Origin of the sequence: Achromobacter agilis, from assembly GCF_900496965.1 — a bacterium.
Classification (GTDB): domain Bacteria; phylum Pseudomonadota; class Gammaproteobacteria; order Burkholderiales; family Burkholderiaceae_B; genus Achromobacter; species Achromobacter agilis.
Genome location: NZ_UFQB01000029.1, coordinates 55,640 through 81,634, shown reverse-complemented (window position 1 = coordinate 81,634; position 25,995 = coordinate 55,640). Strand labels below are relative to the sequence as shown.

The window sequence follows — 25,995 nt, the reverse complement described above, 5'->3', positions numbered from 1 at the left end:
TTCACATTGGCGATATCCACGCCAGTCTGATCAGACTTGACGCGCACCTTGACGTTGTAGTCAACGACGCGCTTGACAGGTACCAACACCTTCATCCCGCTGCCTCCAAATGGAAATAATTACCCGGCATGCGCCGGGATCGCATTGCACAATTTTTTCCTGATTCTACAGCTTCGCCAGCGCTCGTATATGCGCGACCACGCTGCGCCCCAGGGCTGACAAGTTGTAACCGCCCTCCAGCGTGCTGACGATGCGGCCCTGACAGTGCCGATCCGCCACCTCGACGAGGCGTTCGGTGATCCAGGCATAGTCCGCTTCGACCAGGCCCATCTGGCCCATGTCGTCCTCGCGATGGGCGTCGAAACCGGCAGACACCAGGATCAGTTCAGGCCGATGCGCCTCCAGCCTGGGCAGCCACGTATCGGTCACGATGGCCCTGACGGCGGCGCCCGCCGTGTAGGCCGGTACGGGCACGTTCAGCATGTTGGCGGCCGGGTGGTCCGCCCCGCTGTTCGGGAAGAACGGATGCTGGAAGAAGCTGCACATCAGCACGCGCTCGTCCCCGGCGAAGACGTCTTCGGTGCCGTTGCCGTGATGCACGTCGAAATCGATGATGGCCACGCGCGCCAGCCCGTGAAAATCCAGCGCATGCTGCGCCGCAATAGCAATGTTGTTGAGAAAGCAGAATCCCATCGCCTGGGAGCGGCAGGCGTGGTGCCCGGGCGGCCTCACCGCGCAAAAGGCCGTGCGGGCCTCGCCGCCCAGCACGGCATCCACCGCCGCCACCCCCGCGCCCGCCGCATGCAGCGCGGCCTCGTAGGTGTGCGGATTCATCAGCGTATCGGGATCTATAGGGAAATACCCTTGGTCCGGCGTGTTTTCCCGCAAACTGTTCAGATACTGGACAGTATGCACGCGCAACAGGTCGTGACGGGATGCTTGGGGCGCCTGCCGGTCATCCAGATATGGCATCAATCCGCTGGCCAGCAGCTGGTCTGAAATGGCGTCGAGCCTCTGCGGGCTTTCGGGATGCCAACTGCCCATTTCATGCAAGCGGCATGCCGGGTGGGTAAGATACATGGTCTCCATAAGGAAGATTATGTTCATCTGTCGGCGATTACTGCAACTCGGAGCCCTTTCCGCCGTGCTGGCGGGCTGCTCCACCACCGCTCCCACCGCTACCTCCGCATCCACCCCGGCTTCCCAGCCCGCCGCCTCGTCATCCGCCCCTGCCTCCATCCGCATTGGCCCCTCAGCGCCGCCCCCTGGCTCCGAACTGTCGGACGACGGCCCCGCCGCGCTGGGCGCCAACGGCGCGCTGCGGCCGGAAGTCCGTTCGTTCGTGGAGAGCCTGGCCGCGGATCGCCAACTGCCGCTGGACCCGATGGTCGCGGCGCTGGAAAGCTCGCGCTACAACGCCACGGTCGCGCGCCTAATCGCGCCGTCCCCGCCGGGCAGGAAAATCTGGCGCAGCTGGCTGACGTACCGTTCGCGCTTCGTCGAACCCAAGCGCATCGGCTGGGGAGTGGACTTCTACAACGAGAACCGTGACCTGCTCAACCAGGCAGCGCAGCGCTTCGGCGTGCCCGCGCCCATCATTGCGTCGATCATCGGCGTGGAAACGCTGTACGGCCGCAATATGGGCAACTTCCGCGTGCTGGACGCCCTGACCACACTGGCCTTCGACTACCCGGACCCTGCCAAGCCCGAACGCGCCACGATGTTCCGAGGCCAGCTGGCGGACTTCCTGACCCTGGTCATGCAGGACAAGCTGGACCTCGAAACCCGCGGCTCATACGCCGGCGCCATCGGCATGCCGCAATTCATGCCCACCAGCGTCATCCACTACGCGGTCGACGGCGACGACAACGGCCATATCGACCTCACCAACAACACCCGGGACGCAATCATGTCGGTGGGCAGCTTCCTGTCGCAGCACGGCTGGCAGCGCGGCCTGCCGGTGTTCGCGCCCGTGACGCTGCCCACCGACCCAACGCCGCTCGTCGACGGCGGGCTGGAGCCCAAGCAGAACTGGGGCACGCTCACGGCGGCCGGCGCGCGCTTGCAGCCGGGCGCATCCGGCGAAGGCTGGACCGGCCAGCCGCTGGGCGTTGTCGACCTGGTGGAAGAAGCGCGGGGCACCGCACAGTACCGCGTGGGCACCCCCAATTTCTTCGCGCTGACCAAATACAACCGCAGCTATTTCTACGCCACTTCGGTAGCCGACCTGGCCGACGAGATCGAAGTCCGCGTGGGCCGCTGATCGCAGGTCGCGAAGCGCACAAAAAAAACCCGGGCGACCATCGCCCGGGCTTTTTTTTGTGCTTTCAATTCAGTTGAATACGCCCGTGGAGAGGTAGCGGTCGCCGCGGTCGCACACGATGAACACGATGGTGGCGTCGTTGACGCGCTCAGCCACGCGCAGGGCGGCAACCAGGGCGCCGGCCGACGAGATTCCGCCGAAAATGCCCTCTTCCGCCGCAAGCCGCCGCGCCATGACCTCGGCTTCCGACTGCTGGATGGATTCATAGGCATCGACGCGGCTGCGGTCGAAAATCTTGGGCATGTAGGCTTCGGGCCACTTGCGGATGCCGGGAATGGATGAGCCCTCGGCAGGCTGCGCCCCCACCACCTGCACCGCGGGATTGCGCGATTTCAGGTAGGTCGACACCCCCATGATGGTGCCGGTCGTGCCCATGGCGCTCACGAAATGCGTGACGCGGCCTTCGGTCTGGTTCCAGATTTCCGGGCCGGTCGTTTCGATATGGGCGCGGGGGTTGTCGGGGTTGGCGAACTGGTCCAGGACCAGGCCCCTGCCGTCGGCCTGCATCTCGGTGGCCAGGTCGCGGGCATACTCCATGCCGCCCTTGTCCGCCGGCGTCAGGATCAGCTCGGCGCCATAGGCCGCCATCGCCGCGCGGCGCTCAACCGAGAGATTGTCCGGCATGATGAGAATCATGCGATAACCGCGCATGGCGGCCGCCATGGCCAGCGCGATGCCGGTATTGCCGCTGGTGGCTTCGATGAGGGTGTCGCCCGGCTTGATGTCGCCGCGTTCTTCCGCGTGCTTGATCATCGACAGCGCGGGACGGTCCTTCACGGAACCGGCGGGGTTGTTGCCCTCCAGCTTGGCCAGGATGACGTTGCTCCGTGCGGCGCCCGCGGCCCCGGGGATGCGCTGCAGGCGCACCAGCGGCGTATTGCCGACGGTCTGCTCGATAGTGGGATAGGTAGTAGTCATGCGGACGATAATAACTCTGCCTGGCGGCAGGCGCCGCTAAAAGCCGCGCTCCCGCCAGGGCTTCCCCAGCCTGGCGGCGCCGTCAAGGCCGGGCGCGGACCGGCGCCCGGGCGGCGCTGGGCGGTGCTGCCGGCGGTCTGGCCGCCGGCTTGGCCGCAGCGGCAGGGGGCGTGGGCGTCGTACCGGCCGCGGCGGCCGGCCGCCCTGCCTCGCCGACCTGCAGGCCCGCGGCCTGCAAGGCCTGCGCCTTTTTCGCGCCGATGCCGCGCACCCGTTCGGCCAGGTCGTCCAGCGACTCGAACTTGCCGCCCCGCTCGCGTTCGCGCACGATGATCTCGGCGGTGCGCGGACCAATGCCGCGCACGCCTTCGAGCTGCTGCGCGCTCGCCTGGTTCAAGTCCACCGCGTACGCCGGCGATGCCGCCAAGCCCAGGCCCGCCATCATGACCAGCACGCCCAGCGCCCGCCGCAAAGCGCGCGTTTTCGGTGTGGAACCCGCACGGTTGGCCGGCCCGGACCGGCGCGCGCGGCGCCACTGCGAAGACGGGGATGGGCACGGCCGTGCCGCGGCGGGATGAAGAAACGGATTCATGAGGATCTCCTGAAGGACGAGGCGCAACGGTTGTTGGGCCACGCTCCGATCATGCAGTCCGATCCGCCTTCCGGCCCGGCGCTGTGAATGGAAACATCCGCCTCGGCAAACCCTCGCATAGGCGACGCTCCCTGGGTGCCGCGTCCGTTGAGGCAAAAAAAAGCCACCGCCCGGGCGGTGGCTTTTTTGCGGCGCATGCGCCCCCTACTTGCGGGCGCGCCAGTAGCGCACGTACTCCGACACGCCTGTCTGCACGTCGCGCATCGACGCCTGGAAGCCCGCCGCGCGCAGCCGCGTGACGTCGGCCTGCGTGTAGCTCTGGTAGCGGCCTTTCAGGTCATCCGGGAACGGGATATAGCGGATGAGGCCCTGCTCGACCAGCTGGGCGAGCGTCAGCTCGGCCTCGCCGCGCTCCGCGCGCAGCGCGTTGACCACGCCGGCGGCCACGTCGTTGAAGGGCTGCGCCCGGCCCGTGCCGCAATTGAAGATGCCCGACTGCTCGGAATGGTCCAGGAAATGCAGATTCACGGCGACCACGTCCTCGACGGAAATGAAGTCGCGGCTCTGGCCGCCATCGGGGTAGCCGTCCCAGCCCGCGAACAGGCGCACGTGCCCATGTTCCAGGAACTGGTTCATGTTGTGGAACGCAACGGAAGCCATGCGGCCCTTGTGCTGCTCGTGCGGGCCGTAGACGTTGAAATAGCGCAGGCCCACCACCTGGGCCGTCAGGGTGTCCATGCGCCGGCGCAGGATCTGATCGAACAGCAGCTTGGAATAGCCGTAGACGTTCAGGGGGCCTTCGTTGGCCGGATCCTCGACGTAGACCGACGAGCCGCCGTAGACCGCCGCGGAAGAGGCGTACAGGAAGGGGATGCGGCGCGCCTGGCAGAATTCGAACAGCTCGAGCGTGACCCGGTAGTTGTTGTCGAGCATGTAGCGGCCGTTGCGCTCGGTCGTGTCCGAGCACGCGCCCTGGTGCAGCACCGCGCGGACTTCCCCGATGCTGCCATCGGCGATGCGCCGGCGGAAGTCGTCCTTGTCCATGTAGTCGGCGATTTTGCAGTCGACCAGGTTGACGAACTTGTCGCCTTCGGTCAGGTCATCGACCGCGATGATGTCCTCGATGCCGCGGCGGTTGAGCCCGCGCACCAGGTTGCTGCCTATGAAGCCCGCGGCTCCGGTAACGACGATCATGAGGATTCTCCTGCCAGTTCGGCGGCGGTGACGACGGACGTGCCCAGCTTGCCCACGGCGATGCCGCCGGCCCGGTTGGCCCAGGCCATGGCGTCCGCCCACGGCAAATCAATGGCGCGCGATACCGCCAGCGTGGCCAGCACGGTATCGCCCGCGCCCGACACGTCGAACACTTCGTGCGCCTGCGCGTCGATGTGGTCGCGTCCCGCATCGGTAAATAAAGTCATGCCCTGCTCGGAACGCGTTACGAGCAGGGCTTCCAGGTCCAGGTCGGCGCGCAGGCGCTGCGCGCGATCGGTCAGTTCGGCTTCGGAATTCCAGCGGCCCACGGCCTGCTGCATTTCCGAGCGGTTGGGCGTGACCAGGGTTGCGCCGCGATAGCGGGTGTAGTCATCGCCTTTGGGGTCCACCAGCACCGGAATGCCTGCGGAACGGGCCAGCGCGACAAGGGCTTCGACCCGCGTCAGCACGCCCTTGGCGTAGTCGGACAACACGACGATGTCGTGGTTGGCCAGGTGGCGCGCCAGCGCGGCGTCCACGCTGTCCAGCGCGGCCTGGGCGGGATGCTGCTCGAAATCGACTCGGAGCAATTGCTGCTGCCTGCCCAGCACGCGCATTTTCAGGGTGGTATGCAAGGACGGATCGGCGATCAGGTCGGCCTGGATTCCCGCTTCGGCGGACAGGCGCCGGACGCTGTCGCCCGCCTCGTCCTCGCCCAGCACACCCACCAGGGTCACGTGCCCGCCCAGCGCGGCCACGTTGCGGGCAACGTTCGCGGCACCGCCCAGGCGGTCTTCGCGGCGGGCCACACGCACCACGGGAACCGGCGCTTCCGGCGAAATGCGTTCGACCTCGCCGAACCAATATCGGTCCAGCATCACGTCGCCCACCACGAGTACGCGGCTATGCGAAATGGCTTCGGCGGGAAAAGATTTCATTCAAGTTCTTCCAGACGGCGCGGCGCGTAGGTTTCCCAGGCGTTGCAGCCGGGACACTGCCAGTAAAAGCGACGCGCTTGAAAACCGCAACTGCGGCATGCGTAGCGGTCCAGCCGCTGCGTATGCTTGTGGATGAGGCTGCGCAGCAGCGTCAGGTCGGCACCCGGCACCGGAACGTGGTCCGCGCCGCCTTCCGGATTGGCCAGTTCGGCCTCCAGCAGGCGATCCAGGCCCAACAGGGACGGATGGCTGCGCAAGGCGCTGCGGGCGAAGGTCCATGCCGGCGCGGCGCCCTGCTGGACGCGCAGTTCGCGGAACAGCACATTGAAGAGGTCCAGCGAGGCGTGGCGCTCGTACTGCTTCTGCAGCACTTCCAGCCCGGCTTCCGCCTGGTTGGCGGCGCGGTAGTTGGCCAGCACCTGTTCGGCGACCAGACCCGAATATTCCGCGGCGTCGGTCATGACCGATTCCAGGTACAGCCTTTCGCGCTTCGGATCCTGTTCGATGAGGGCCAGTCGCGCGCGCAGCATCGCGGTGCGCACCATGGCGCCCCGGCTCGATGCGGCGTCGATGGCCGACAGGGCGTGGTCGGCGGCGTCCAGCGCCTTGTGGGCCGCCTCGATGTCGGCCGGCTTGGACGACAGCGCGGATTGCGCCTGCTCGCAGTAATAGTGCACGATCTGCGGCACCGGCTCGTCGACCAAGCCCTGCAGCGTCTTCACGGCCTCGATGGCGCGCGGCCAATCGTGTTCCGATTCGAAGATGCGGATCAGCGAGCGCAGCGCCGGCAAGGCGTAGCGGGTGTCCTTGAGCTGCTCGAAGCCGCTTTCCGCGCGGTCCAGCATGCCGGCCTTCAGGAAATCCTGGGCCAGTTCGTGTTGGGCATGCTCGCGCTCGGCGGCGGGCAGGTCCGACCGGTTAAGCAGGCTTTGATGCACGCGGATGGCGCGCTCCATCTCGCCGCGGCGGCGAAAGAGGCTGCCCAGCGCGAAGTGCAGCTCGGTGGTTTCGGGGTCCAGCTTGGCGACTTCGACGAAGGCGTCGATGGCGCGGTCCGGCTCTTCATTGAGCAGGAAGTTCAGGCCCCGGAAATACGAATCGGGCAGGCTGCGGGTTTCCCGCAGCATTTGCCGGATGTCGAAGCGCGCGGCCAACCAGCCCAGCGCGAACAGCACCGGCACGAAAATCAACCACCAAGGTTCAAAATCCACGGTTCGGGCTCTTGCGATAGGTCGGTGCGGAAAAGGCGATCTGCGGCGTACGCAACGGCATTACAGCGGCGACATCGGCGCAACGGCCTCAGGGGGCACGACGGGCGTGGTGCCATTCACCGCGGCCTGGACACGGTCCAGTTCACGGCGCAGACGCATGGCCTCGCGGCGGCGGCGCATGGCGGCGGGCACAGTCAGCAAGAGACCGAACAGGGCGCCCAGCACGAAAACGACCAGCATCACCACGATGAGCGGAACGTCCTGCACCACGTAATCGGCGTAGAACTTCACGGCAACCGGATCGGTGTTCTTCAGGGCGAACATCAATACCGCAACAAACACGAGCAATCGCAGGGCCCAGACTAGGTAGCGCATGGCGCATGCTCCTAAGAATTCAAGACTTTCAATTGTAAGCGACGTCTCCCGCCTGCCGCGAGAAAAAACCCCGTATCCGACTGCCGGAAAAACAAAGCCCCTTGATTGCTCAAGGGGCTTTGTTCGCGGTCCGATCCGCCCGAAGGCAGCCTTTCAGCCGTGCCGTCAATGGATGGCGTGCAGACTCGCCATCGACGGCATCGGGTCACTCGATCCAGAGGATTGAGCGTCCTCGTCATTGCCGCCGGCCAAGTCGACCCGCTCGCGCAATTCCTTGCCCGCCTTGAAGTGCGGCACCTGTTTACCAGGCACCAGCACCTGTTCGCCGGATTTCGGGTTGCGCCCGATGCGGGGAGACCGCTGCGACAGCGAAAAGCTGCCAAAACCGCGGATCTCGATGCGCTGGCCCGAGGCCAGGGCCTGGGTCATTGCATCGAGGACGGTCTTGACCGCGTAATCGGTGTCGCGGGCGGCCAGCTGAGGATAGCGGGCCGCCAAGGCGGCGATCAGCTCCGACTTGGTCACGAATTAACCGTCGTTGCGCTGTTGGTCCAGCTTGGCCTTCAGCAGCGCGCCGAGGTTGGTGGTGCCGGACGAAGCGCTGGCGTCGGACATGCGCTGGATCGTTTCGGCGGTTTCGGCGTTGTCACGGGCCTTGATCGACAGCTGGATCGAACGCGTCTTGCGGTCGATGTTGACGATCATGGCTTCGATGTTTTCGCCGGCGTTCAGGACGGTAGTGGCATCTTCGACACGGCCCGAGGAGATCTCGGAAGCGCGCAGGTAGCCTTCGACGTCCACGGACAGCGTCACGACGGCGCCCTTGGCTTCGACGGACTTGATGGTGCCCGGAACAACGGCGCCCTTGTCGAAGGTGGCGACGAAGTTGTTGAAGGGGTCGCCTTCCAGCTGCTTGATGCCCAGCGAGATGCGTTCCTTGTCGGTATCGATGCCCAGAACCACGGCTTCGATCTCGTCGCCCTTCTTGAAGTTGCGCACGGCTTCTTCGCCAGCTTCCGTCCACGACAGGTCGGACAGGTGGACCAGGCCATCGATGCCGCCGGGCAGGCCGACGAACACGCCGAAGTCGGTGATCGACTTGATGGCGCCGCGGACCTTGTCACCACGCTTGAAGTTGGTGGCGAACTCTTCCCACGGGTTCTGGCGGCACTGCTTCATGCCCAGGGAGATACGACGACGGTCTTCGTCGATTTCCAGGACCATGACTTCGACTTCTTCGCCCAGGGTAACGACCTTGCGCGGATCGACGTTCTTGTTGGTCCAGTCCATTTCGGACACGTGGACCAGGCCTTCGATGCCGGCTTCGACTTCAACGAACGCGCCGTAGTCGGTCAGGTTCGTGACCTTGCCGAACAGGCGGGTGCCCTGCGGGTAGCGGCGAGCCAGGCCCACCCACGGATCTTCGCCCAGTTGCTTGACGCCCAGCGAGACGCGGCTCTTTTCCTGGTCGAACTTGAGGACCTTGGCTTCGACTTCCTGACCCACTTGCAGGACTTCGGAGGGGTGACGCACACGGCGCCAGGCCATGTCGGTGATGTGCAGCAGGCCGTCGATGCCGCCCAGGTCCACGAACGCGCCGTAGTCGGTGATGTTCTTGACCACTCCCTTGACCACAGCACCTTCGTGCAGGGTTTCGAGCAGCTTCTGACGCTCTTCGCCCATGCTGGCTTCCAGCACCTGGCGACGCGACAGCACGACGTTGTTGCGCTTGCGGTCGAGCTTGATGACCTTGAATTCGAGGGTCTTGCCTTCGTACGGGGTCGTGTCCTTGACCGGACGCAGATCCACCAGCGAACCCGGCAGGAACGCACGGATGCCGTTGGTCATGACGGTCAGGCCGCCCTTGACCTTGCCCGTGATGGTGCCGGTGACCAGCTCGCCGTTTTCCAGGGCCTTTTCCAGTTGCAGCCAGGCCGACAGGCGCTTGGCGCGGTCACGCGACAGGATGGTGTCGCCGTAGCCGTTTTCCAGGGAATCGATGGCCACCGAGACGAAGTCGCCGGGTTGCACTTCGAGCTCGCCCTGGTCGTTCAGGAACTCTTCCAGGGGGATCAGCGCTTCGGACTTCAGGCCGGCGTTGACGACGACGAAGTTGTGGTCGACGCGCACGACTTCGGCGCTGATGACCTCGCCGGACTTCATGTCCTGGCTCTTGAGGCTTTGTGCGAAAAGGTCGGCGAAGCTTTCGCCGCCGGTGGCGGTAGTGGAAACGGAAGACATGGGGTTGAAATCCATTGGGCCGAAATGGCCGTTAAATACACACCGCAGCGGATTGCCCGCCACAGTGGAGTCAAAATACCTGTTTGCCGGTTCGCCCTTGCGGGGTGGCCCGTGGGGGTTGCGCCATGCTTGAACAGGGCCGAAAAAAATAATCAGGAAACTGCTTGTGGACCCGCGAAGGAACCGGGTGGGCCGACCCTGGACGGGTCAGCGGTCCGCCGAGGCGCGCTTCCAGAAATCCAGTATTGCCTGCACCGTTTCCGCAACCGTCAAATCAGACGAATCCAGCACGTGTGCATCCGCTGCAGGAGCCAAGGGCGCCGTAGTTCGCCCCATGTCGCGGGCGTCCCGCTCGCGCATATCCCGCAGAAGGTCGTCTAGATTAGCAGAAATTCCCTTTTCGATCAACTGCTTACAGCGCCTCTGCGCCCGCGCGACTACGTCGGCGACCAGGAACACCTTCAGGGGCGCATCGGGAAACACCACCGTGCCCATGTCCCGGCCGTCCGCCACCAGGCCCGGGGCCAGCCGGAAGGCGCGCTGACGCTCGAGCAGCGCCTGGCGCACGCGCGGAAAGGCCGCCACGCGGGAGGCGAAATTGCCGACTTCCTCGCGGCGGATGTCGTGGCCGGCCTCCCTGCCCTCCAGGTAGATATGGGGGCCATCGAAGCGCACGTCCAGGGTTTCGGCCACCCCGGCGACGGCGGGCTCGTCGTCGGCGGACAGGCCGCGGTTGAGCGCCGCCAGGGCGGTCAGGCGGTAGAGCGCGCCGCTGTCGAGCACCGTCCAGCCCAGCGCCTTGGCGACGCGATGGGCCACGGTGCCTTTGCCGGACGCGGTGGGGCCGTCGATCGTGATGACCGGGACGGCGGAGGAAGTTTCGGAGGAAATCAAAGTCATGGGCAACTTTCGCTAGGCCGCAACCAGGCCCGCGTAGACATCAAAATAACCCGGGAACGTCTTGCTGACGCAACCCGGATCGAGAATACGGACGGTCGACGGGCCGAAGGCCGCCAGCGAGAAGCACATCGCCATGCGATGGTCGTCCCAGGTACCGATATGGGCGTCGCGCCAGCCCTCCTGGGCGGGCGGCGTCACGCGCAGCCAATCCGGCCCCGATTCCACCTGCGCGCCCAGCTTCGCCAGTTCGGTCTGCATGGCATGGATGCGGTCCGTTTCCTTGACGCGCCAACTGCCGATATTGCGCAGGCGGCACGGGCCATCGGCGAACAGCGCCAGGGCCGCCGCGGTCATGGCCGCATCGGGAATCAGGTTGAAATCCGTGTCGAAGGCCTTCAGGCGCTCGCCCTCGGCGACGCGCGCGCCGGACACCTCGATCCAGTCGGGGCCGTAGCTCACGGCGGCGCCCATGTCGGCCAGGGTCGCCGCGAACGCAACGTCGCCCTGGATGCTGTCGGCGCCCACGCCGGTCACCCTCAGCGGACCGCCCCCGATCGCGCCCAGCGCGAGGAAATAGGACGCCGTGGACGCATCGCCCTCGACGGCGATCTGCCCGGGGCTGCGGTAGGCCGCGCCGCCCTCGATGACGAAGCGGCTCCAGCCATCGCGCCGCACCTGGACGCCGAAGCGCGCCATCAGGTTCAGCGTGATCTCGATATACGGCTTGGAAATGAGTTCGCCCGCGACCTCGATCGTGACCGGCTTGCCGCTGCTGCGCGCCTGCAGCGGCGCGGCGAGCAGCAAGGCCGTCAGGAACTGGCTGGACACCGATCCCTGCACCTGCGTCACCGCGTTCTCGGCGATGTCGCCGCGGCCGATATGCAGGGGCGGATAGCCCGGCTGGCCCAGATAATCGATGCGCGCGCCCAGCGCGTTCAGCGCGTCGACCAGATCGCCGATGGGGCGTTCGTGCATGCGCGGCACGCCCGACAGGCGATAGTCGCCGCCCATCAGCGCCAGCGCCGCGGTCAGCGGACGGATGGCGGTGCCGGCGTTGCCCATGAACAGGTCCGCGCTTTCGACGGGGAAGCGCGTCACGCCCTGCACCGTGACCCGGCCGGCCTCCAGCTCGGACACCTGCACGCCAAGCTGGCGCAAGGCGGCCAGCATCACCCGGGTGTCGTCCGAATCCAGCAGGCCGCTGATGAGCGTGCTGCCTTCGGCGATCGCGGCCAGCAGCAACACGCGGTTGGAAATGCTCTTGGAGCCCGGCAGGGCCATGACGCCCCGCGCTTGCCGTACGCGCGGCAGATCGAGATAAGGCAAAGCGCCCATGTCAGCTACTCCTTGCGCCAGTTGCGGCGCGCGCGGGCCGCCGTCTCCAGCAGCGTCAACAAAGCCGCGCCGTCGCCATCGGCGATGGCGCGTTCGGCACGGTCCAGCACTGCGCGGACGCCGGCGATCTCGGCCAGCATCGCGTCGCGGTTGGACAGGAAAATATCTCGCCACATCTCGGGCGAACCCGCCGCGATGCGCGTGAAATCGCGAAAACCGCTGCCGGCCAGGTCGAGACGGGTCGCGGCATCGGCGGCCGTGGCGACCTGTTCCATATAGGCCGCCGACAGCAGGTGCGGCAAGTGGCTGACCGACGCCAGCACCCGGTCGTGGGCATCCGCATCCATGTCGATCACGCCCGACCCACACGCCAGCCAGGCGCGGCGCACCCTATCCAGGGCGCTGGCTCCGTTTTCGGGCAAGGGAGTCAGGATGACGGTGCGCTTGCGGTAAAGATCGGCATCCGCCGCCTCCGGCCCCGTGCGTTCGGCGCCCGCGATGGGATGGCCCGGCACGAACTGCGCGATCCGGTCGCCCAGCGCGGCACGCGCCGCGGCGACCACTTCGGCCTTGGTGCTGCCGGCATCCGTGAGCACGGTATCCGCGCCCAGGTGCGCACGCATGCGCGACAACGCGTCCGCCAGTCCGCCCACCGGCGTCGCCAGCAGGATCAGGTCGGCGCGCGCGGCCGCCTCTTCCAGGGACACGGCTTCGTCGATCAGGCCCAGCTCGAGCGCGCGCGCCAGGGACTGCGCATTGCGTCCCGCCCCCAGCACCCTGCCCGCCTGCCCGGCCTTGCGCAGCCCCGCGGCGAAGGATCCGCCGATCAGGCCCACGCCGACGACGGCCAATACAGGAATCAGGGGGCCAGCGGCCCCCTGATCGGAAGACAGTGAAGCGCCGTTCATTCGGACAGGATGGCGGTCAAGGCGTCAATGAAACGCTGGTTCTCTTCCGGCAGCCCGATGGACACGCGCAGCCATTCGGGCAGGCCGTCGCCCGCCACCGGACGCACGATCACGCCGCGCTTGAGCAGCTCGAGATTGATGCGCGGCGCGTCGCCGACGTGGACCAGCACGAAGTTGCCGTAGCTGGGCACGTAGCGCAGCGTCAGGCGGTCGAACGCGGCGCACAGCTGCGCCTTGCCCGACTTGTTCGAGGCATAGGCCTCTTCCAGGTAGGCGGCGTCGCCCAGCGCGGCCACGGCGGCGGCCTGCGCCAGCGTGTTGACGTTGAACGGCTGGCGCACGCGGTTCAGCAGGTCGGTCAGGACGGGCTGCGCCACCGCGAAGCCCACGCGCAGGCCGGCCAGGCCGTAGGCCTTGGAGAAGGTGCGCGACACGATCAGGTTGGGGTAGCGGCGCACCAGCTCGGTGCTGTCGAACCGGAATTCGGGATCGAGGTATTCGTTATAGGCCTCGTCCAGCACGACCGTGACGCGGTCGCCATGGGCGGCGTGCACACGCTCGAGGAAGGCCGCGACCTTTTCGCCCGGCACGAAGGTGCCCGTGGGGTTGTTCGGGTTGGCGATGAACAGCAGACGCGTGTCGCCCGCGATGGCATCGAACATCGCGTCGAGATCGTGGCCGTATTCCTTGGCCGGCACCACGATGTGGCGCGCGCCGCGCGCCTGGGTGGCCAGGCGGTACACCGCGAACGAGTGCTGCGCATACACGGCGGACGTGCCGGGTTCCAGCAGCGCCAGCGCCGCGATTTCCAGGATGTCGTTGGAGCCGTTGCCCAGGGTGATCCAGTTCATGGGCACGCCGTAGCGTTCGGCCAACGCCGCCTTCAGATCGAAGCCGTTGGGATCCGGGTAGCGCGCCAGCGACTCGGCGGCGGCCAGCATGGCGTCGCGCGCCGACTTGGGCATGCCCAGCGGGTTTTCATTGGACGCCAGCTTGACGATACCCGCCGGATCCAGCCCGAACTCGCGGGCCAGTTCTTCGATGGGCTTGCCTGCCTGGTAAGGGGCGATGGCGCTGACGTGCGCGGGGGCTGCGAGGGGCTTGGATGCGGTGGTCATGTTGTGGAGACTCACGACGCCGGGTAGGAACCCAGCACTTTCAGGTAGGCAACCTGCGCCTGCAGGGCGGCAAGCGCGCGTTCGACGTTGGGATCATTGCGGTGCCCCAGCACGTCGACGTAGAAATAGTATTCCCACTGGCCGGTGCGGGCGGGCCGGGACTCGAAACGCGTCATCGACACGCCGTTGGCCGCCAGCGGGGCCAGCATTTCGTAGACGGCGCCCGCGCGGTTCGGCACCGCCAGGATCAGGCTGGTCTTGTCGTTGCCGCTGACCAGCGGCTCGATGCTGCCAATGGCCAGGAACCGGGTGCGGTTGTGGGGGTCGTCCTGGATGCCGGCCGCGACAACCTGCAGGTTCCAGGCCGGAGCCGCAACCTCGCCCGCAATGGCGGCGATCGTGGGATCGCCCGCCGCCGCGCGCGCGGCTTCCGAATTGCTGGAGGCGGCCACGCGGGCCACGTCCGGATAGTTGCGCGTCAGCCAGCCCTGGCACTGGGCCAGCGCCTGCGGATGCGCGGAAATCGTCTTGATGCCATCCATGCTGCCGGACAGCGACATCAGGCAATGGCGGATGACGAGCGAGCGCTCGCCCAGGATCTTGAGCGGCGTGTTCAGCAGCAAGTCCAGGCTGCGGTTGACGGCGCCTTCGGTGGAGTTTTCCACCGGCACCATGCCCACATCGGCCTGGCCCGCCTCGACGGCGCGGAAGACTTCATCGAAGGACGCGCACGGCAGCTTCTGCACGGCATGGCCGAAATGCTCCATTGCCGCCTGCTCCGAGAAAGAGCCTTGCGGCCCCAGGAAGGCAACCGTCATGCCGCGCTCCAGGCCGCGGCAGGCCGAGATGATCTCGGTCCAGACCGCCGCCACGCCCGCGTTCGGGAAGGGGCCGGGGTTGGTCTGCTGCAGGCGGCGGATGACTTCGGCTTCGCGCTCGGGGCGCAGCACCGGGCCGTCGGCGTGCGCGGCGTGCTTGGCCTCGCCCACTTCCAGCGCAGCGCTCGCGCGCTGCGTCAGCAGTTCGAGGATCTGTGCGTCCAACGCATCGATGCGGGCGCGTAGGGGGCGCAGCTTGCGCTGCAGGTCATCATCCATAGCGACGCTCGAATTCCTTCAGGTACTCGACCAGTGCCGACACCCCGGCCAGGGGCACGGCGTTGTAGATGGAGGCACGCATGCCGCCCACGCTCTTGTGGCCCTTCAGCTGCGTCAGGCCGGCCGCGTCCGCGCCTTGCAGGAAGGCGTCGTTGAGCGATTCGTCGCGCAGCACGAACGGCACGTTCATGCGCGAGCGCACGGGCGCGTGAATGGGGTTGCGGTAGAACGAGGAGCTGTCCAGGTAGCCATACAGCAGATCGGCCTTGGCCTTGTTGGCAGCTTCCATGCCCGCCACGCCGCCGTTGGCCTTGACCCACTTGAATACCAGGCCGGCGATGTAGATCGCGAACGTGGGCGGCGTGTTGTAGCGCGAATGCTCGGCGGCCACGTTGGCGTAGTCGAACGCGGACGGGCAGATCGGCAGGGCATGGCCGATCAGGTCGCGGCGCGCGATGACCATGGTCACGCCGGCTGGGCCGGCGTTTTTCTGTGCGCCGGCATACATCATTCCGCAGCGCGTCACGTCCATCGGACGCGACAGGAAATGCGAGGAAGCGTCGACGACCAGCGGCACGTCGGGCGCGCCCAGGTCGGCGGTGTCGGGCCAGTCCATGAACTCGACGCCGCCGATGGTTTCATTGCTGCACAGGTGCAGGTAGGCGGAATCCTTGCGCACCTGCCAGGTATCGACCGGCGGCACCCAGGTCAGCGGCGCCTGCTCGCGGCCATCCAGTTCGATGGCCCGCTCGCTGCTCGCCGCCACTTGCGCGCTGCCGTAACGCCCGGCTTCCTTGTACGAGCGCTTGGACCAGTGGCCCGTCACGACGAAGTCGGCCGCCGGCGTACCGCGGCGCCCCATGAGGTTCATGGGTACGATGGCGTTTTCCCCGGAACCCCCGCCCTGCATGAACATGACGGCGTAATCCGCCGACAGGCCCAGCAGGTCGCGCAAGTCCGATTCTGCTTCGTCGCAGATCTGCACGAAGTGCTTGCCGCGATGGCTCATTTCCATCACGGACATGCCGCTGCCGTGCCAGTCCAGCATTTCCGCAGCAGCTTGCTGCAGCACCACCTCGGGCAAGGCCGAGGGGCCTGCCGAGAAGTTCCAGGGGCGGGCCATTATTGCTCCGTAGGTTCCGTCGAATCCGTCGTATCCGCCGCGTCGTCGCCGCCGTCAGTGTCCTGGTCGTCCGCATCCAGGTCGCCGTCATCGTCCGCGTCGCTTTCCACGACCCGGCGCACGCCCGACAGCGAGCTGCCGTCGTCGACGTTGATGAGCGTGACGCCTTGCGTCGCGCGGCCCATTTCACGGATTTCAGAGACGCGGGTGCGCACCAGGACGCCGCCCGTCGTGATCAGCATGATCTCGTCGGAAGGCATGACCAGCACGGCGCCAACCACCTTGCCGTTGCGCGAGCTGGTCTGGATGGCGATCATGCCCTTGGTGCCGCGGCCGTGGCGCGTGTACTCGGTGATCGGCGTGCGCTTGCCATAGCCATTTTCAGTGGCGGTCAGCACGCTTTGCGTTTCGTCGCCGGCGACGAGCAGCGCGATCACGGTCTGGGTGTCTTCCAGCATCATGCCGCGCACGCCGCGGGCGTTGCGGCCCATCGGGCGCACGTCGTTCTCGTCGAAGCGCACGGCCTTGCCGGCGTCGGAGAACAGCATGACGTCGTGCTTGCCGTCGGTGAGATCGGCGCCGATCAGGTAATCGCCGTCATCGAGGTCCACGGCGATGATGCCGGCCTTGCGCGGGTTGGAGAAGTCGGACAGCGGGGTCTTCTTGACCGTGCCGCGCGAGGTCGCCATGAACACGTAGTGGTCTTCGCTGAATTCCTTGACCGGCAGGACCACGGTGATCTTCTCGCCTTCCGCCAGCGGGAACATGTTCACGATGGGCTTGCCGCGAGAGTTGCGCGTGCCTTGCGGCACTTCCCAGACCTTCAGCCAGTACACGCGGCCGCGGTTGGAGAAGCACAGCAGGAAATCGTGCGTGTTGGCGATGAACAGCTGGTCGATCCAGTCGTTTTCCTTCATCGCCGTGGCCTGCTTGCCGCGTCCGCCGCGCTTTTGCGAACGGTACTCGGACAGCGGCTGGCTCTTGATGTAGCCGCCGTGCGACAGCGTCACGACCATGTCGGTCGGCGTGATCAGATCTTCGGTGTCGAGTTCGGTCGCGTTCAGCTCGATTTCCGAGCGGCGCGTATCCTTCGCGCCGGTCGAGAATTCAGCTTTGATGGCCTGCAGCTCTTCGCTGATGATCGTGGTGATGCGCTCGGGGCGCGCCAGGATGTCCAGCAGATCGGCGATGGTGGACATGATGTCCTTGTATTCGCCGACGATCTTGTCCTGCTCCAGCCCGGTCAGGCGTTGCAGGCGCATGTTCAGGATTTCCTGGGCCTGCGTGTCGCTCAGGCGGTACATGCCGTCGCCCTGGAGGCCGAACTCGACGCCCAGGTCGTCCGGACGGAAGGCCGCGCGGCCTCCCGGCGTGTCGCCGTCGGCGCGCGACAGCATCTCGCGAACCAGGGACGAATCCCACGACTTCGCCATCAGTTCCTGGCGGGCGACCGGAGGGGTCGGCGCCGCCTTGATGATCGCGATGAAATCGTCGATGTTGGCCAGCGCGACGGCCAGGCCTTCCAGCACGTGGCCGCGTTCGCGGGCCTTGCGCAACTGGAACACCGTGCGGCGCGTGACCACTTCCCGGCGGTGCTGCAGGAAGTAGTCGATCATCTGCTTCAGGTTGAGCAGACGGGGCTGGCCGTCAACCAGCGCCACCAGGTTCATCCCGAAGGTGTCCTGGAGCTGGGTGTTCTTGTACAGGTTATTGAGGACGACCTCGGGCACCTCGCCGCGCTTGAGCTCGATGACCAGGCGCATGCCGTCCTTGTCGGACTCGTCGCGGATGTCGGAGATGCCTTCGATCTTCTTGTCGTTGACGAGCTCGGCAATGCGTTCCTGCAGCGTCTTCTTGTTGACCTGGTAGGGGATCGCGTCGACCACGATGGCCTGGCGGTTGCCCTTTTCCATGTCTTCGAAGTGGGTCTTGGCGCGCATGATGACGCGGCCGCGGCCCGTACGGTAGCCCTCGCGCACGCCGGACATGCCGTAAATGACGCCGCCCGTGGGGAAATCAGGCGCTGGGATGAGCTCCATGAGCTCATCGACCGAGCACGCCGGATTGCGCAGGCAGTACAGGCAGCCGTCGACCACTTCCTGCAGGTTGTGGGGCGGAATATTGGTAGCCATGCCCACCGCGATGCCCGAGCTGCCGTTGACCAGCAGGTTGGGCAGGCGCGACGGCAACAGCAGCGGTTCTTGTTCGCTGCCGTCGTAGTTGGGGCCGAAGTCCACCGTTTCCTGGTCGATGTCGGCCAGGAGCTCGTGCGCGATCTTGGCCAGGCGGATTTCGGTGTAACGCATCGCCGCGGCGTTGTCGCCGTCGATGGAGCCGAAGTTGCCCTGGCCGTCGACCAGCATGTAGCGCATGGAGAAATCCTGCGCCATGCGGACGATGGTGTCATAGACGGACTGGTCGCCGTGGGGGTGGTATTTACCGATGACGTCCCCGACGATACGCGCCGACTTCTTGTAGGCGCGGTTCCAGTCGTTGTTCAGTTCGTGCATCGCGTAGAGCACGCGCCGGTGGACGGGCTTGAGGCCGTCCCGCACATCCGGTAGCGCCCGACCGACGATCACGCTCATCGCGTAATCGAGGTAACTGCGGCGCATCTCTTCTTCCAGCGATACCGGAAGCGTCTCCTTGGCAAAGGAATCCATATATATAACGACAGAATCGTGTAAGGAGGAACCCGGGCCGGGTAAACAGGAAATTCTATCATTCGATTCGCGGAGCGGTCAGAAGGGCCGCCCGAAGTGGCGCCCAGGCGGACCAGGCGGGGCCAGATCGGGACGCGGCCGCCGGCACGGCCGCCCGCGCCCTGCGGGCCTGTTGTCAAAAACCAACATGGAAAACCGATGGAGTGCCGAAAACGTCATATCCAGCGTTAATGCGCCTGTCCAGGGAAGCCAAAGCCCCCCAAATGCCTTAAGATTGTTTCCAGCACGCAGGAAACCCAGTAGCTATTCCTTTGAACCAGCTCTTGGCGTTGCTATACTGGCCCCGTTTTCCTGATATGCGGCGGGGGTTCGCTGCGAGTCACTTATCCAGCTTCAAGCTCAACGAGGAGAAACATGAACAAACCCTCCAAATTCGCTCTGGCGCTCGCCTTCGCCGCCGTCACGGCCTCTGGTGTAGCCTCGGCCCAGTCGTATCCCGACACGGTGGACAACTGGCGCAACCCGTTCGGTGACGTTTGGAAGAACGGCACGAACGAATTGTGCTGGCGCGATGCGTTCTGGACCCCCGCTACCGGTATCCCCGGTTGCGACGGCGTTCCGGTTGCACAACAGAAGGCGAAGCCGGCCCCGATGGCGGCAAAGGTCGTGTTCAATGCTGACACGTTCTTCGACTTCGACAAGTCGACCCTGAAGCCCGAAGGCCGTCAGCTGCTGGACCAAGTCGCCCAGCAAGCTCGTGGCATCGACCTCGAAACCATCATTGCTGTTGGCCACACCGACTCGATCGGCACTGAAGCCTACAACCAGAAGCTGTCCGAGCGGCGTGCTGCTTCGGTCAAGAGCTACCTGGTCAGCAAGGGTATCGACCCCAACCGTATCTATACGGAAGGCAAGGGCGAGCTGAACCCGATCGCCTCCAACAAGACGAAGGAAGGCCGCGCCCAGAACCGTCGCGTTGAGATCGAAATCGTGGGTAGCCGCAAGTAATTGCCGGACTAGCTACAATAAAGGGGCCTCGCATAGCGAGGCCCTTTTTTTCGCCGCCAGCGCACCCATTTGGTGCAGCGGCGCGCGCCGTCCTCGCCTAGCGCGACGGACCCCCTCTATATATAGAGTGCCTTTCGCTGGACCCGCCCATGACCACGCAAACTCACGACACCGCCCGCCCCGCCGTCAATGCCGACCAGGCCGAACTGGACAAGTTCGGTGCCCTGGCGAGCCGCTGGTGGGATCCCGAAAGCGAGTTCAAGCCCCTGCACGCCATCAACCCCCTGCGGCTGGAATGGATCCAGGAGTGCGCGGGCAGCCTGGCGGGCAAGGCCGTGCTGGACGTGGGTTGCGGCGGCGGCATCCTGTCCGAAGCCATGGCCCGCAGCGGCGCGGAAGTCACCGGCATCGACCTGGCCGACAAATCCCTGAAGGTGGCACGCCTGCATGGCCTGGAATCGGGCGTGAAGGTGGATTACCGCAAGATCCCCGTCGAAGAGCTGGCGGCCGAACGGCCCGGCCATTACGACGTGGTGACCTGCATGGAAATGCTGGAACATGTGCCGGATCCCGCCTCCATCGTGCGCGCCTGCGCGGCGCTGACCAAGCCGGGCGGCTGGGTGTTCTTTTCCACCCTGAACCGCAATGCCAAGTCCTTCCTGTTCGCCATCGTCGGCGCGGAATACGTCCTGCGCCTGCTGCCCCGCGGCACGCACAGCTATGAGCAGTTCATCAAGCCCAGCGAACTGTCCGCCGCGGCGCGCGGCGCCGGGCTGGAACCGGTCAGCATGCGCGGCATGGAGTACAACCCCATCACCCAGATCTACACTCTGTCGTCCGACACTTCGGTCAACTACCTGATGGCTACCCGCAAATGAGCGCCCTGATCCTGTTCGACTTCGACGGCACGCTGGCCGATACGGCCCCCGACCTGGCCGCCGCGGCCAACCGCCAACGCACCCGCAAGGGCCTGGAACCGATGGCCTACGAGGCGCTGCGCCCGGTGGCCTCCCAGGGCGCCCGCGGCCTGCTGCGCGTGGCGCTCGGCCTGAGGCCGGGCGACCCCGACTACGAACCCACCCGACTGCAGTTCCTGGAAGACTACGCGGCCGGCTCCACCGTGCACAGCAAGCTGTTCCCCGGCATCGAGGCGCTCCTGTCCGACATCCGCCGCCGCGGCCTGTCCTGGGGCATCGTGACCAACAAGGTCACCTACCTGACCCTGCCCATCGTCGAATACCTGGACCTGACGCGCGAAAGCGCCGTGCTGGTGTGCGGCGACACGACCGCCCATTCCAAGCCGCACCCCCTGCCGCTGCAGCACGCCGCGCGCGAGGCCGGCTTCTCGGTCGAACGCTGCGTCTATGTCGGGGACGACCTGCGCGACATCCAGGCGGCGCACGCCGCCGGCATGCCCGCCGTTGCCGCGGCCTATGGCTACGTCGGCGAAGACGACAACATCACCACCTGGGAAGCGGAAACCTGCGCCCACTCCTCCACGGAACTCTGGTCCGCCATCGAGCCGCTGCTGCCCAGCGACCTGCGATAAGCGCGACGGGGCGAGCCGCTGTCCGGCCCGCCCCGGCCCGGCGCCGATCCGCCGAATTAGTTGACCATAACGAACAATCTTTCCCGGATCGGCGTCTTTATCCCGAAACCAAAGTCACTTAAAGTGTGATCCATGCACGGTATCGGGGCCTTCCCGATATCTCACCGGCCAACGCCGGAGCCTCGGGCAATGCCGCCCGCGGCCTCAGATCCAACGCGCCCACGCCATTCAGCCCAGGCGCGGTGCCGGACGCCCCCGGGGCGCCGAGCACGCCAGACCTTTTCATTCATCGATAACGCCTGTCCGCGCGCCGCCACCCCGCGCCGCGCCAGAGGAATGCCTATGCTATTGCCCATCCTGCTGCTTTCCGCCGCCGGTTTCACCATCCTGACGACAGAATTCCTGATCGTCGGCCTGCTGCCGGGCCTCGCCCGCGACCTGAACGTCACGGTCTCCCAGGCTGGCCTGCTGGTTTCGCTGTTCGCCTTCACGGTGGCCGCGACCGGCCCTCTCCTGACGGCGCTCATGACCAATGTCGAGCGCAAGCGGCTCTTCATCAGCGTGCTGGTGCTGTTCGGCCTGTCCAACGCCCTGGCCGCGGCGGCGCCCAACATCTGGGTCATGGCGATCGCCCGGTTCGTCCCCGCCCTGGCCCTGCCCGTGTTCTGGTCGCTGGCCAGCGCCACGGCGGTGGAGCTGGTGGGCCCCGCCCGAGCCGGCCGCGCGATTTCCACGGTCGCCTTCGGCATTGTGGCCGCTACTGTGTTCGGCATCCCCATCGGCGTGCTGATTTCCGACGCCTTCGGCTGGCGCGCCGCCTTCGCCATCCTGTCGGGCGTTGCGTTCGCCAAGGCGCTGTTGTTGCTGTTCGCCTTCCCCAGCACGCGCATCCGCGCCGACAGCGTCAAGCTCGCCACGCAGCTGCGCATCCTGCGCAACCCCATCGTGGTCGGCCACGTGCTGCTGTCGCTGCTCGTCTTCACCGGCATGTTCACCGCCTACACCTATCTGGCAGACATGCTGGAGCGGCTGGCCGGCTTCAATGGCCAGATCGTCGGCTGGACGATGATGGCGTTCGGCGCGGTAGGCCTGGTCGGCAACACGCTGGGGGGACGCATGGTGGACCGCAGCCCCCTGGGTGCGACCGCCCTCTTCTCCTCGCTGATGGCGGCGGGACTGGCGGCGCTCGTCCCCGTCATGGCGTCGCACGGCCTGCTGGCCGTGGCGCTGGGCGTCTGGGGCATCGCACAGGCGGCGCTGTTCATCGTTTGCCACGTGCGGCTGATGAAGTCCGCGCCCGAAGCGCCAGCGTTCGCCGCGTCCCTGAATATCTCGGGGGCCAATATCGGCATCGGCCTGGGCGCCGTGGTGGGCGGGCGCATCATCGACACCTATGGCCTGGGCACCCTGGGCTGGGCGGCCGCCGTCATCGTCGCCATTTCCGTCGGCCTGACCTTCCTGCTGATGGCCGCCACCCGCGCCCGCTCCGAACCCAAGGGGGCCTGCGCCAACGCCGCCTGAGCCTTGCTGTGTCCCTGGCGCCACGCCAAAGCAGGTGTACGCAGAGATCACGGCAGGCTATGGCATTTCCCAGTACAATAGAGTTCTTGGGGCCGATCCGGATTCGACGTGGGTCGCGAAACAACTCAGGGCATGCCGAGCACCAGTACGCTCGTTAAACCACTGGAACACTACAAACGCCAACGACGAGCGTTTCGCTCTCGCCGCTTAAGCGGTGAGCCGCTGCACTGATCTGTCCTTGGGTCAGGCGGGGGAAGGCAACTTCCTAGGGGGGCAACCCTCGAACCGCAGCAGCGACATTCACAAGGAATCGGTTTGAACTGGGGTCACACGGTTCAAATTTAAATTACGTGAATCGCTCTGGTCCGGCCTGTCGGTTGGCTAAGTCCAGGGTTAAAACCAAATAAATCGACTACGCATGTAGAACTGGTTGCGGAGGGCTTGCGGACGGGGGTTCAATTCCCCCCGGCTCCACCAAATTAGCAAGCATTAGACAGTAGCAGACAGGGGCGGACGGGTTAACCGATCCGCCCTTTTCTGTCTCCGGCTGTCCGCCGTTTCACACGGCTTTCACACAGAAATCACACCGCCATGAACGACAACGGAATCCTGGAACAGGTCGGAGGCCCGTACGTGGCCGAGGCCATCAAGTCGCTGCCGCCGGCCGCAGCTGCAGAGGACCGCGATTACATCGTGGAGACCGACGCAGGGCATGCTGGCCGGGTCCGGCTGTTCTTCCGCAAGCAGAAGGCCAAGCGCGGGAAGTTCAGCGATTCCAGGGGACGATCGCCCGCATGGGCGCCATAGGTTGAGAACGCCGCAACAACCGGAAAACGAAAAGGTTGCTGCGGCGACACGGGCCGGGATCGGTCAGTACTTGAAGCTCACGCGAGCCCAGAATGTGCGGCCCGGCTCGTTCACCGACGTGTTGGCGGCATAGCCGAAGCCGGCATTGCCCGCCAGATTCAGGTGCTCGCTGTAGGTCTTGTTGAACAGATTGTCCACGCCCAGCGATAGCCGGACCTGCTTGTTGACCGCGTAGCCGCCATTGATGGAAAACACGCCGAAGCCGGCGCTAGGACCGAAATCCTTGCCGACGACGTTGCCTTCGTTCAGGGCATAACGCTTCTGCGCGGCGACGATGCGCCAGAGGGCGCCGGCCGACCAGGTGCCGTCGTCGTAGGCGGCGCTGAGCTTGGCCTCCAGCGGCGGCATCTGCGGCAAGGCCCTGCCGTCGCTGCGGTTCTGGCCCCAGGCGTAGGCCAGCGTCGCGCCGAGCTTCCAGCTGGGAGCGATCCGATAGGATGCGCCGAGCTCGCCGCCGGCGATCCTGGCGTTCACATTGGTCGCCTGCGAGGACGCGCCCATCATGCCGCCCGATGTGTAGTTGAACAGGATGAAATCATTGACGTAGCCCGCGTAGCCCGAGAACCAGGCATCCACCGTTTCCGTCCTGTACTGCGCGCCGAAATCCAATTGGGTGGTCTTCTCGGGTTTCACGCCCCGGAAGGCATTGACGGAGCCGGTCGGCCCGCGGTCCGGCGAAAACAGCTCCCAGTAATCAGGGAAGCGCTCGACATGCCCGAGGCCGATGTAGACGGTGGCCGGAATTGCCTCCAGGTCCTGCTCGTATCGCAGGAAGCCGCTAGGCAGCGTGTCGTTGCGGCGCTCGCCGGCCGTCGGATTGGGCATGGGCATCATCATCCCGCCGTCGTTCTGGCGGAAATCCTTTGCCGATGCCCAGTCCACCCGCGCGCCGCCGATGACGCGGCTGCCGGGCGCGGCGCGCCAGGTCACTTCGCCGAACAACCCGGCATTGGAAAAGTCCGCGTCCTTGACCCAGGGCTGGCTGCGATAGGAAACCGCCCCCATGCCACTGCGGAGCCGGTGACGGCTTTGCTGGAAGTCCGCGCCGGTCACGAGATCGACGTCGCGCGACAGGTTCCAGGTGCCGGCGAAACGCCCTCCCCACGTGGCGCGGTCGACGTCGGAAGCCATTGCCATGGGCATCGCGCTCATCGGATCCGGCGTGCGCAGCGTGAAGTTATCCATCACGTGGTCCGCGTAGTTGTAGTACAGCTGCGCCTCGACCTGGTTCAGGACCGTCCCGATATTGCGCTTCTCGAACCGCAAGCCGAAACTCTCGCGCTTGAATTGCGAGCCGTCCATGCCGCGCCCGGCATAGCGCGCCTCGCCGTCGCCGGTGCCGGCGGTCAGTTCGTAAACGGTATCGGCGTCCGGCGTGAAGCCCAGCGTGACGTCCGCGTTCCATTTGTCCCAGCGCGACGGCACAGTGTTGCCGTCGCCGTCCTTGTAGTCCTGGGAATGGGAGTGGTTGGCCGTGATGCGGGTGTACACCTTTTCATTGCCCACGGTCAGGTCGGCCGCCTGGTCGTTGCGGCCGAACGAGCCGCCCAGCAGGCTGCCGTCGAATCTCACGCCCGCTTCGGTGAAGCGCGGAGTGTCGCGATCGAATTTGATCGTGCCGGCCGATGCGCCCGGCCCCCACAACACCGTCTGCGGCCCCTTGATGACGGTGAGCTGGTCGAAGTTCTCGGGAGAAATATAGGAACTGGGCGCATCCATGCGGGCGGGGCAGGCGCCGGGCATGGACGTGCCATTGGTCAGGAGGTTCAGGCGCGAGCCGAACATCCCGCGCAGAACCGGGTCGCCGTTGGTTCCGCCATTGCGGATCGACGAGAACCCGGGAATGGTCTTGAGGTAGTCCGTGCCGTCGCTGGCAGGCAAGGGCTGGCGAGGAATCTTCGGATCCGTCGTGAACGTGAGCGGCGCGCTGGGCGCCACCCCAGTGATCACCACCGGATCCATGGTGGAGACGACGCCGGCGTCCGTCGATTGCGGCCAGGCGGGAAACGCGGCGGCCAACGCGGCCGCGAGGAAACTCATCCGCAGAAATTCGTCTTTCTTGTACATGTCGGGTTTCTATTGCTATGCAAGGTCCATGACCACCGCCCGCGCCA

Annotated in this window: 23 protein-coding genes, 1 other RNA gene and 1 pseudogene; 7 read left to right on the top strand and 18 right to left on the bottom strand. The window is 65.9% G+C overall.

Annotated features, from left to right (window positions below; all coding sequences use genetic code 11):
- Together AGI3411_RS26045 and AGI3411_RS26040 are read right to left on the bottom strand one after the other, a co-directional pair.
- Positions 1-95: pseudogene (locus AGI3411_RS26045) on the bottom strand (electron transfer flavoprotein subunit beta/FixA family protein); the annotation flags it as partial.
- A 70-nt stretch (positions 96-165) separates the two neighbouring features.
- Complete coding sequence (locus AGI3411_RS26040; protein ID WP_208748180.1) at positions 166-1,089, bottom strand: histone deacetylase family protein; 924 nt, start codon at positions 1,087-1,089, stop codon at positions 166-168.
- Positions 1,090-1,099: 10 nt separating this feature from the next.
- On the opposite strand from AGI3411_RS26040, the gene mltB reads away from it, so the two are divergent.
- Positions 1,100-2,263 (top strand): lytic murein transglycosylase B, encoded by a 1,164-nt coding sequence (gene mltB / locus AGI3411_RS26035; RefSeq protein WP_129530206.1) that lies wholly within the window; start codon positions 1,100-1,102, stop codon positions 2,261-2,263.
- Positions 2,264-2,332: 69 nt separating this feature from the next.
- On the opposite strand, the gene cysM is transcribed toward mltB, so the two are convergent.
- The 15 genes from cysM to gyrA form a co-directional block, all read right to left on the bottom strand.
- Positions 2,333-3,241: a cysteine synthase CysM gene (gene cysM, locus AGI3411_RS26030; protein WP_129530205.1), complete on the bottom strand. Its 909-nt coding sequence runs from the start codon at positions 3,239-3,241 to the stop codon at positions 2,333-2,335.
- Positions 3,242-3,323: 82 nt separating this feature from the next.
- The gene (locus tag AGI3411_RS26025) at positions 3,324-3,833 is read right to left on the bottom strand and encodes a ComEA family DNA-binding protein (RefSeq protein WP_129530204.1); all 510 of its coding nucleotides are present in this window, start codon (positions 3,831-3,833) and stop codon (positions 3,324-3,326) included.
- A 204-nt stretch (positions 3,834-4,037) separates the two neighbouring features.
- The gene (gene rfaD, locus AGI3411_RS26020; protein ID WP_129530203.1) at positions 4,038-5,027 is read right to left on the bottom strand and encodes an ADP-glyceromanno-heptose 6-epimerase; all 990 of its coding nucleotides are present in this window, start codon (positions 5,025-5,027) and stop codon (positions 4,038-4,040) included.
- Positions 5,024-5,965 (bottom strand): D-glycero-beta-D-manno-heptose-7-phosphate kinase, encoded by a 942-nt coding sequence (gene rfaE1, locus AGI3411_RS26015; RefSeq protein WP_129530202.1) that lies wholly within the window; start codon positions 5,963-5,965, stop codon positions 5,024-5,026. The genes rfaD and rfaE1 overlap by 4 nt, the downstream gene beginning before the upstream one ends.
- The gene (gene lapB, locus AGI3411_RS26010; protein WP_129530201.1) at positions 5,962-7,176 is read right to left on the bottom strand and encodes a lipopolysaccharide assembly protein LapB; all 1,215 of its coding nucleotides are present in this window, start codon (positions 7,174-7,176) and stop codon (positions 5,962-5,964) included. Before lapB ends, rfaE1 begins: the two co-directional genes overlap by 4 nt.
- Before the next feature lie 60 nt (positions 7,177-7,236).
- Positions 7,237-7,551, bottom strand: a complete 315-nt coding sequence (locus AGI3411_RS26005) for a LapA family protein (RefSeq protein ID WP_043542997.1) — start codon at positions 7,549-7,551, stop codon at positions 7,237-7,239.
- Between the two features lie 165 nt (positions 7,552-7,716).
- Positions 7,717-8,076: an integration host factor subunit beta gene (locus tag AGI3411_RS26000; RefSeq protein ID WP_129530200.1), complete on the bottom strand. Its 360-nt coding sequence runs from the start codon at positions 8,074-8,076 to the stop codon at positions 7,717-7,719.
- 3 nt (positions 8,077-8,079) lie between these two features.
- On the bottom strand, positions 8,080-9,792 hold the full coding sequence (rpsA, locus tag AGI3411_RS25995) for a 30S ribosomal protein S1 (protein ID WP_165359278.1): 1,713 nt from the start codon (positions 9,790-9,792) through the stop codon (positions 8,080-8,082).
- 207 nt (positions 9,793-9,999) lie between these two features.
- Positions 10,000-10,692 (bottom strand): (d)CMP kinase, encoded by a 693-nt coding sequence (gene cmk / locus AGI3411_RS25990; protein ID WP_208748178.1) that lies wholly within the window; start codon positions 10,690-10,692, stop codon positions 10,000-10,002.
- A gap of 12 nt (positions 10,693-10,704) precedes the next feature.
- Entirely contained in the window at positions 10,705-12,027 is a 1,323-nt protein-coding gene (gene aroA / locus AGI3411_RS25985) for a 3-phosphoshikimate 1-carboxyvinyltransferase (RefSeq protein WP_129530198.1), read from the bottom strand.
- Between the two features lie 5 nt (positions 12,028-12,032).
- Positions 12,033-12,935, bottom strand: coding sequence for a prephenate dehydrogenase (locus tag AGI3411_RS25980; protein ID WP_129530197.1), 903 nt, complete (start codon positions 12,933-12,935; stop codon positions 12,033-12,035).
- Positions 12,932-14,053, bottom strand: coding sequence for a histidinol-phosphate transaminase (hisC, locus tag AGI3411_RS25975; protein ID WP_129530196.1), 1,122 nt, complete (start codon positions 14,051-14,053; stop codon positions 12,932-12,934). Before hisC ends, AGI3411_RS25980 begins: the two co-directional genes overlap by 4 nt.
- 11 nt (positions 14,054-14,064) lie before the next feature.
- Positions 14,065-15,150, bottom strand: a complete 1,086-nt coding sequence (pheA, locus tag AGI3411_RS25970; protein ID WP_129530195.1) for a prephenate dehydratase — start codon at positions 15,148-15,150, stop codon at positions 14,065-14,067.
- Positions 15,143-16,273 carry a 3-phosphoserine/phosphohydroxythreonine transaminase gene (serC, locus tag AGI3411_RS25965; protein ID WP_165359277.1) on the bottom strand — a complete coding sequence of 377 codons (1,131 nt, stop codon included), beginning with the start codon at positions 16,271-16,273 and terminating at the stop codon, positions 15,143-15,145. The genes pheA and serC overlap by 8 nt, the downstream gene beginning before the upstream one ends.
- On the bottom strand, positions 16,273-18,936 hold the full coding sequence (gene gyrA, locus AGI3411_RS25960; RefSeq protein WP_129530193.1) for a DNA gyrase subunit A: 2,664 nt from the start codon (positions 18,934-18,936) through the stop codon (positions 16,273-16,275). The genes serC and gyrA overlap by 1 nt, the downstream gene beginning before the upstream one ends.
- Positions 18,937-19,350: 414 nt before the next feature.
- Between gyrA and ompA the strand changes: the two genes are divergently transcribed.
- The 6 genes from ompA (at position 19,351) to AGI3411_RS25930 (ending at position 23,821) form a co-directional block, all read left to right on the top strand.
- A complete protein-coding gene (ompA, locus tag AGI3411_RS25955) occupies positions 19,351-19,944 on the top strand; it encodes an outer membrane protein OmpA (RefSeq protein WP_129530192.1) in 594 nt (197 codons plus the stop codon).
- A gap of 149 nt (positions 19,945-20,093) precedes the next feature.
- Positions 20,094-20,822, top strand: coding sequence for a bifunctional 2-polyprenyl-6-hydroxyphenol methylase/3-demethylubiquinol 3-O-methyltransferase UbiG (gene ubiG / locus AGI3411_RS25950; protein WP_129530191.1), 729 nt, complete (start codon positions 20,094-20,096; stop codon positions 20,820-20,822).
- Positions 20,819-21,493, top strand: a complete 675-nt coding sequence (locus AGI3411_RS25945; protein WP_129530190.1) for an HAD-IA family hydrolase — start codon at positions 20,819-20,821, stop codon at positions 21,491-21,493. The genes ubiG and AGI3411_RS25945 overlap by 4 nt, the downstream gene beginning before the upstream one ends.
- Positions 21,494-21,835: 342 nt before the next feature.
- The gene (locus AGI3411_RS25940) at positions 21,836-23,014 is read left to right on the top strand and encodes an MFS transporter (RefSeq protein WP_129530189.1); all 1,179 of its coding nucleotides are present in this window, start codon (positions 21,836-21,838) and stop codon (positions 23,012-23,014) included.
- Between the two features lie 88 nt (positions 23,015-23,102).
- Positions 23,103-23,491, top strand: a transfer-messenger RNA (tmRNA) gene (ssrA, locus tag AGI3411_RS25935).
- 114 nt (positions 23,492-23,605) lie between these two features.
- The gene (locus tag AGI3411_RS25930; protein ID WP_129530188.1) at positions 23,606-23,821 is read left to right on the top strand and encodes a hypothetical protein; all 216 of its coding nucleotides are present in this window, start codon (positions 23,606-23,608) and stop codon (positions 23,819-23,821) included.
- A gap of 63 nt (positions 23,822-23,884) precedes the next feature.
- Here AGI3411_RS25930 and AGI3411_RS25925 read toward each other — a convergent pair whose 3' ends face one another.
- The gene (locus tag AGI3411_RS25925; protein WP_129530187.1) at positions 23,885-25,948 is read right to left on the bottom strand and encodes a TonB-dependent copper receptor; all 2,064 of its coding nucleotides are present in this window, start codon (positions 25,946-25,948) and stop codon (positions 23,885-23,887) included.
- Between the last annotated feature and the right edge of the window lie 47 nt (positions 25,949-25,995).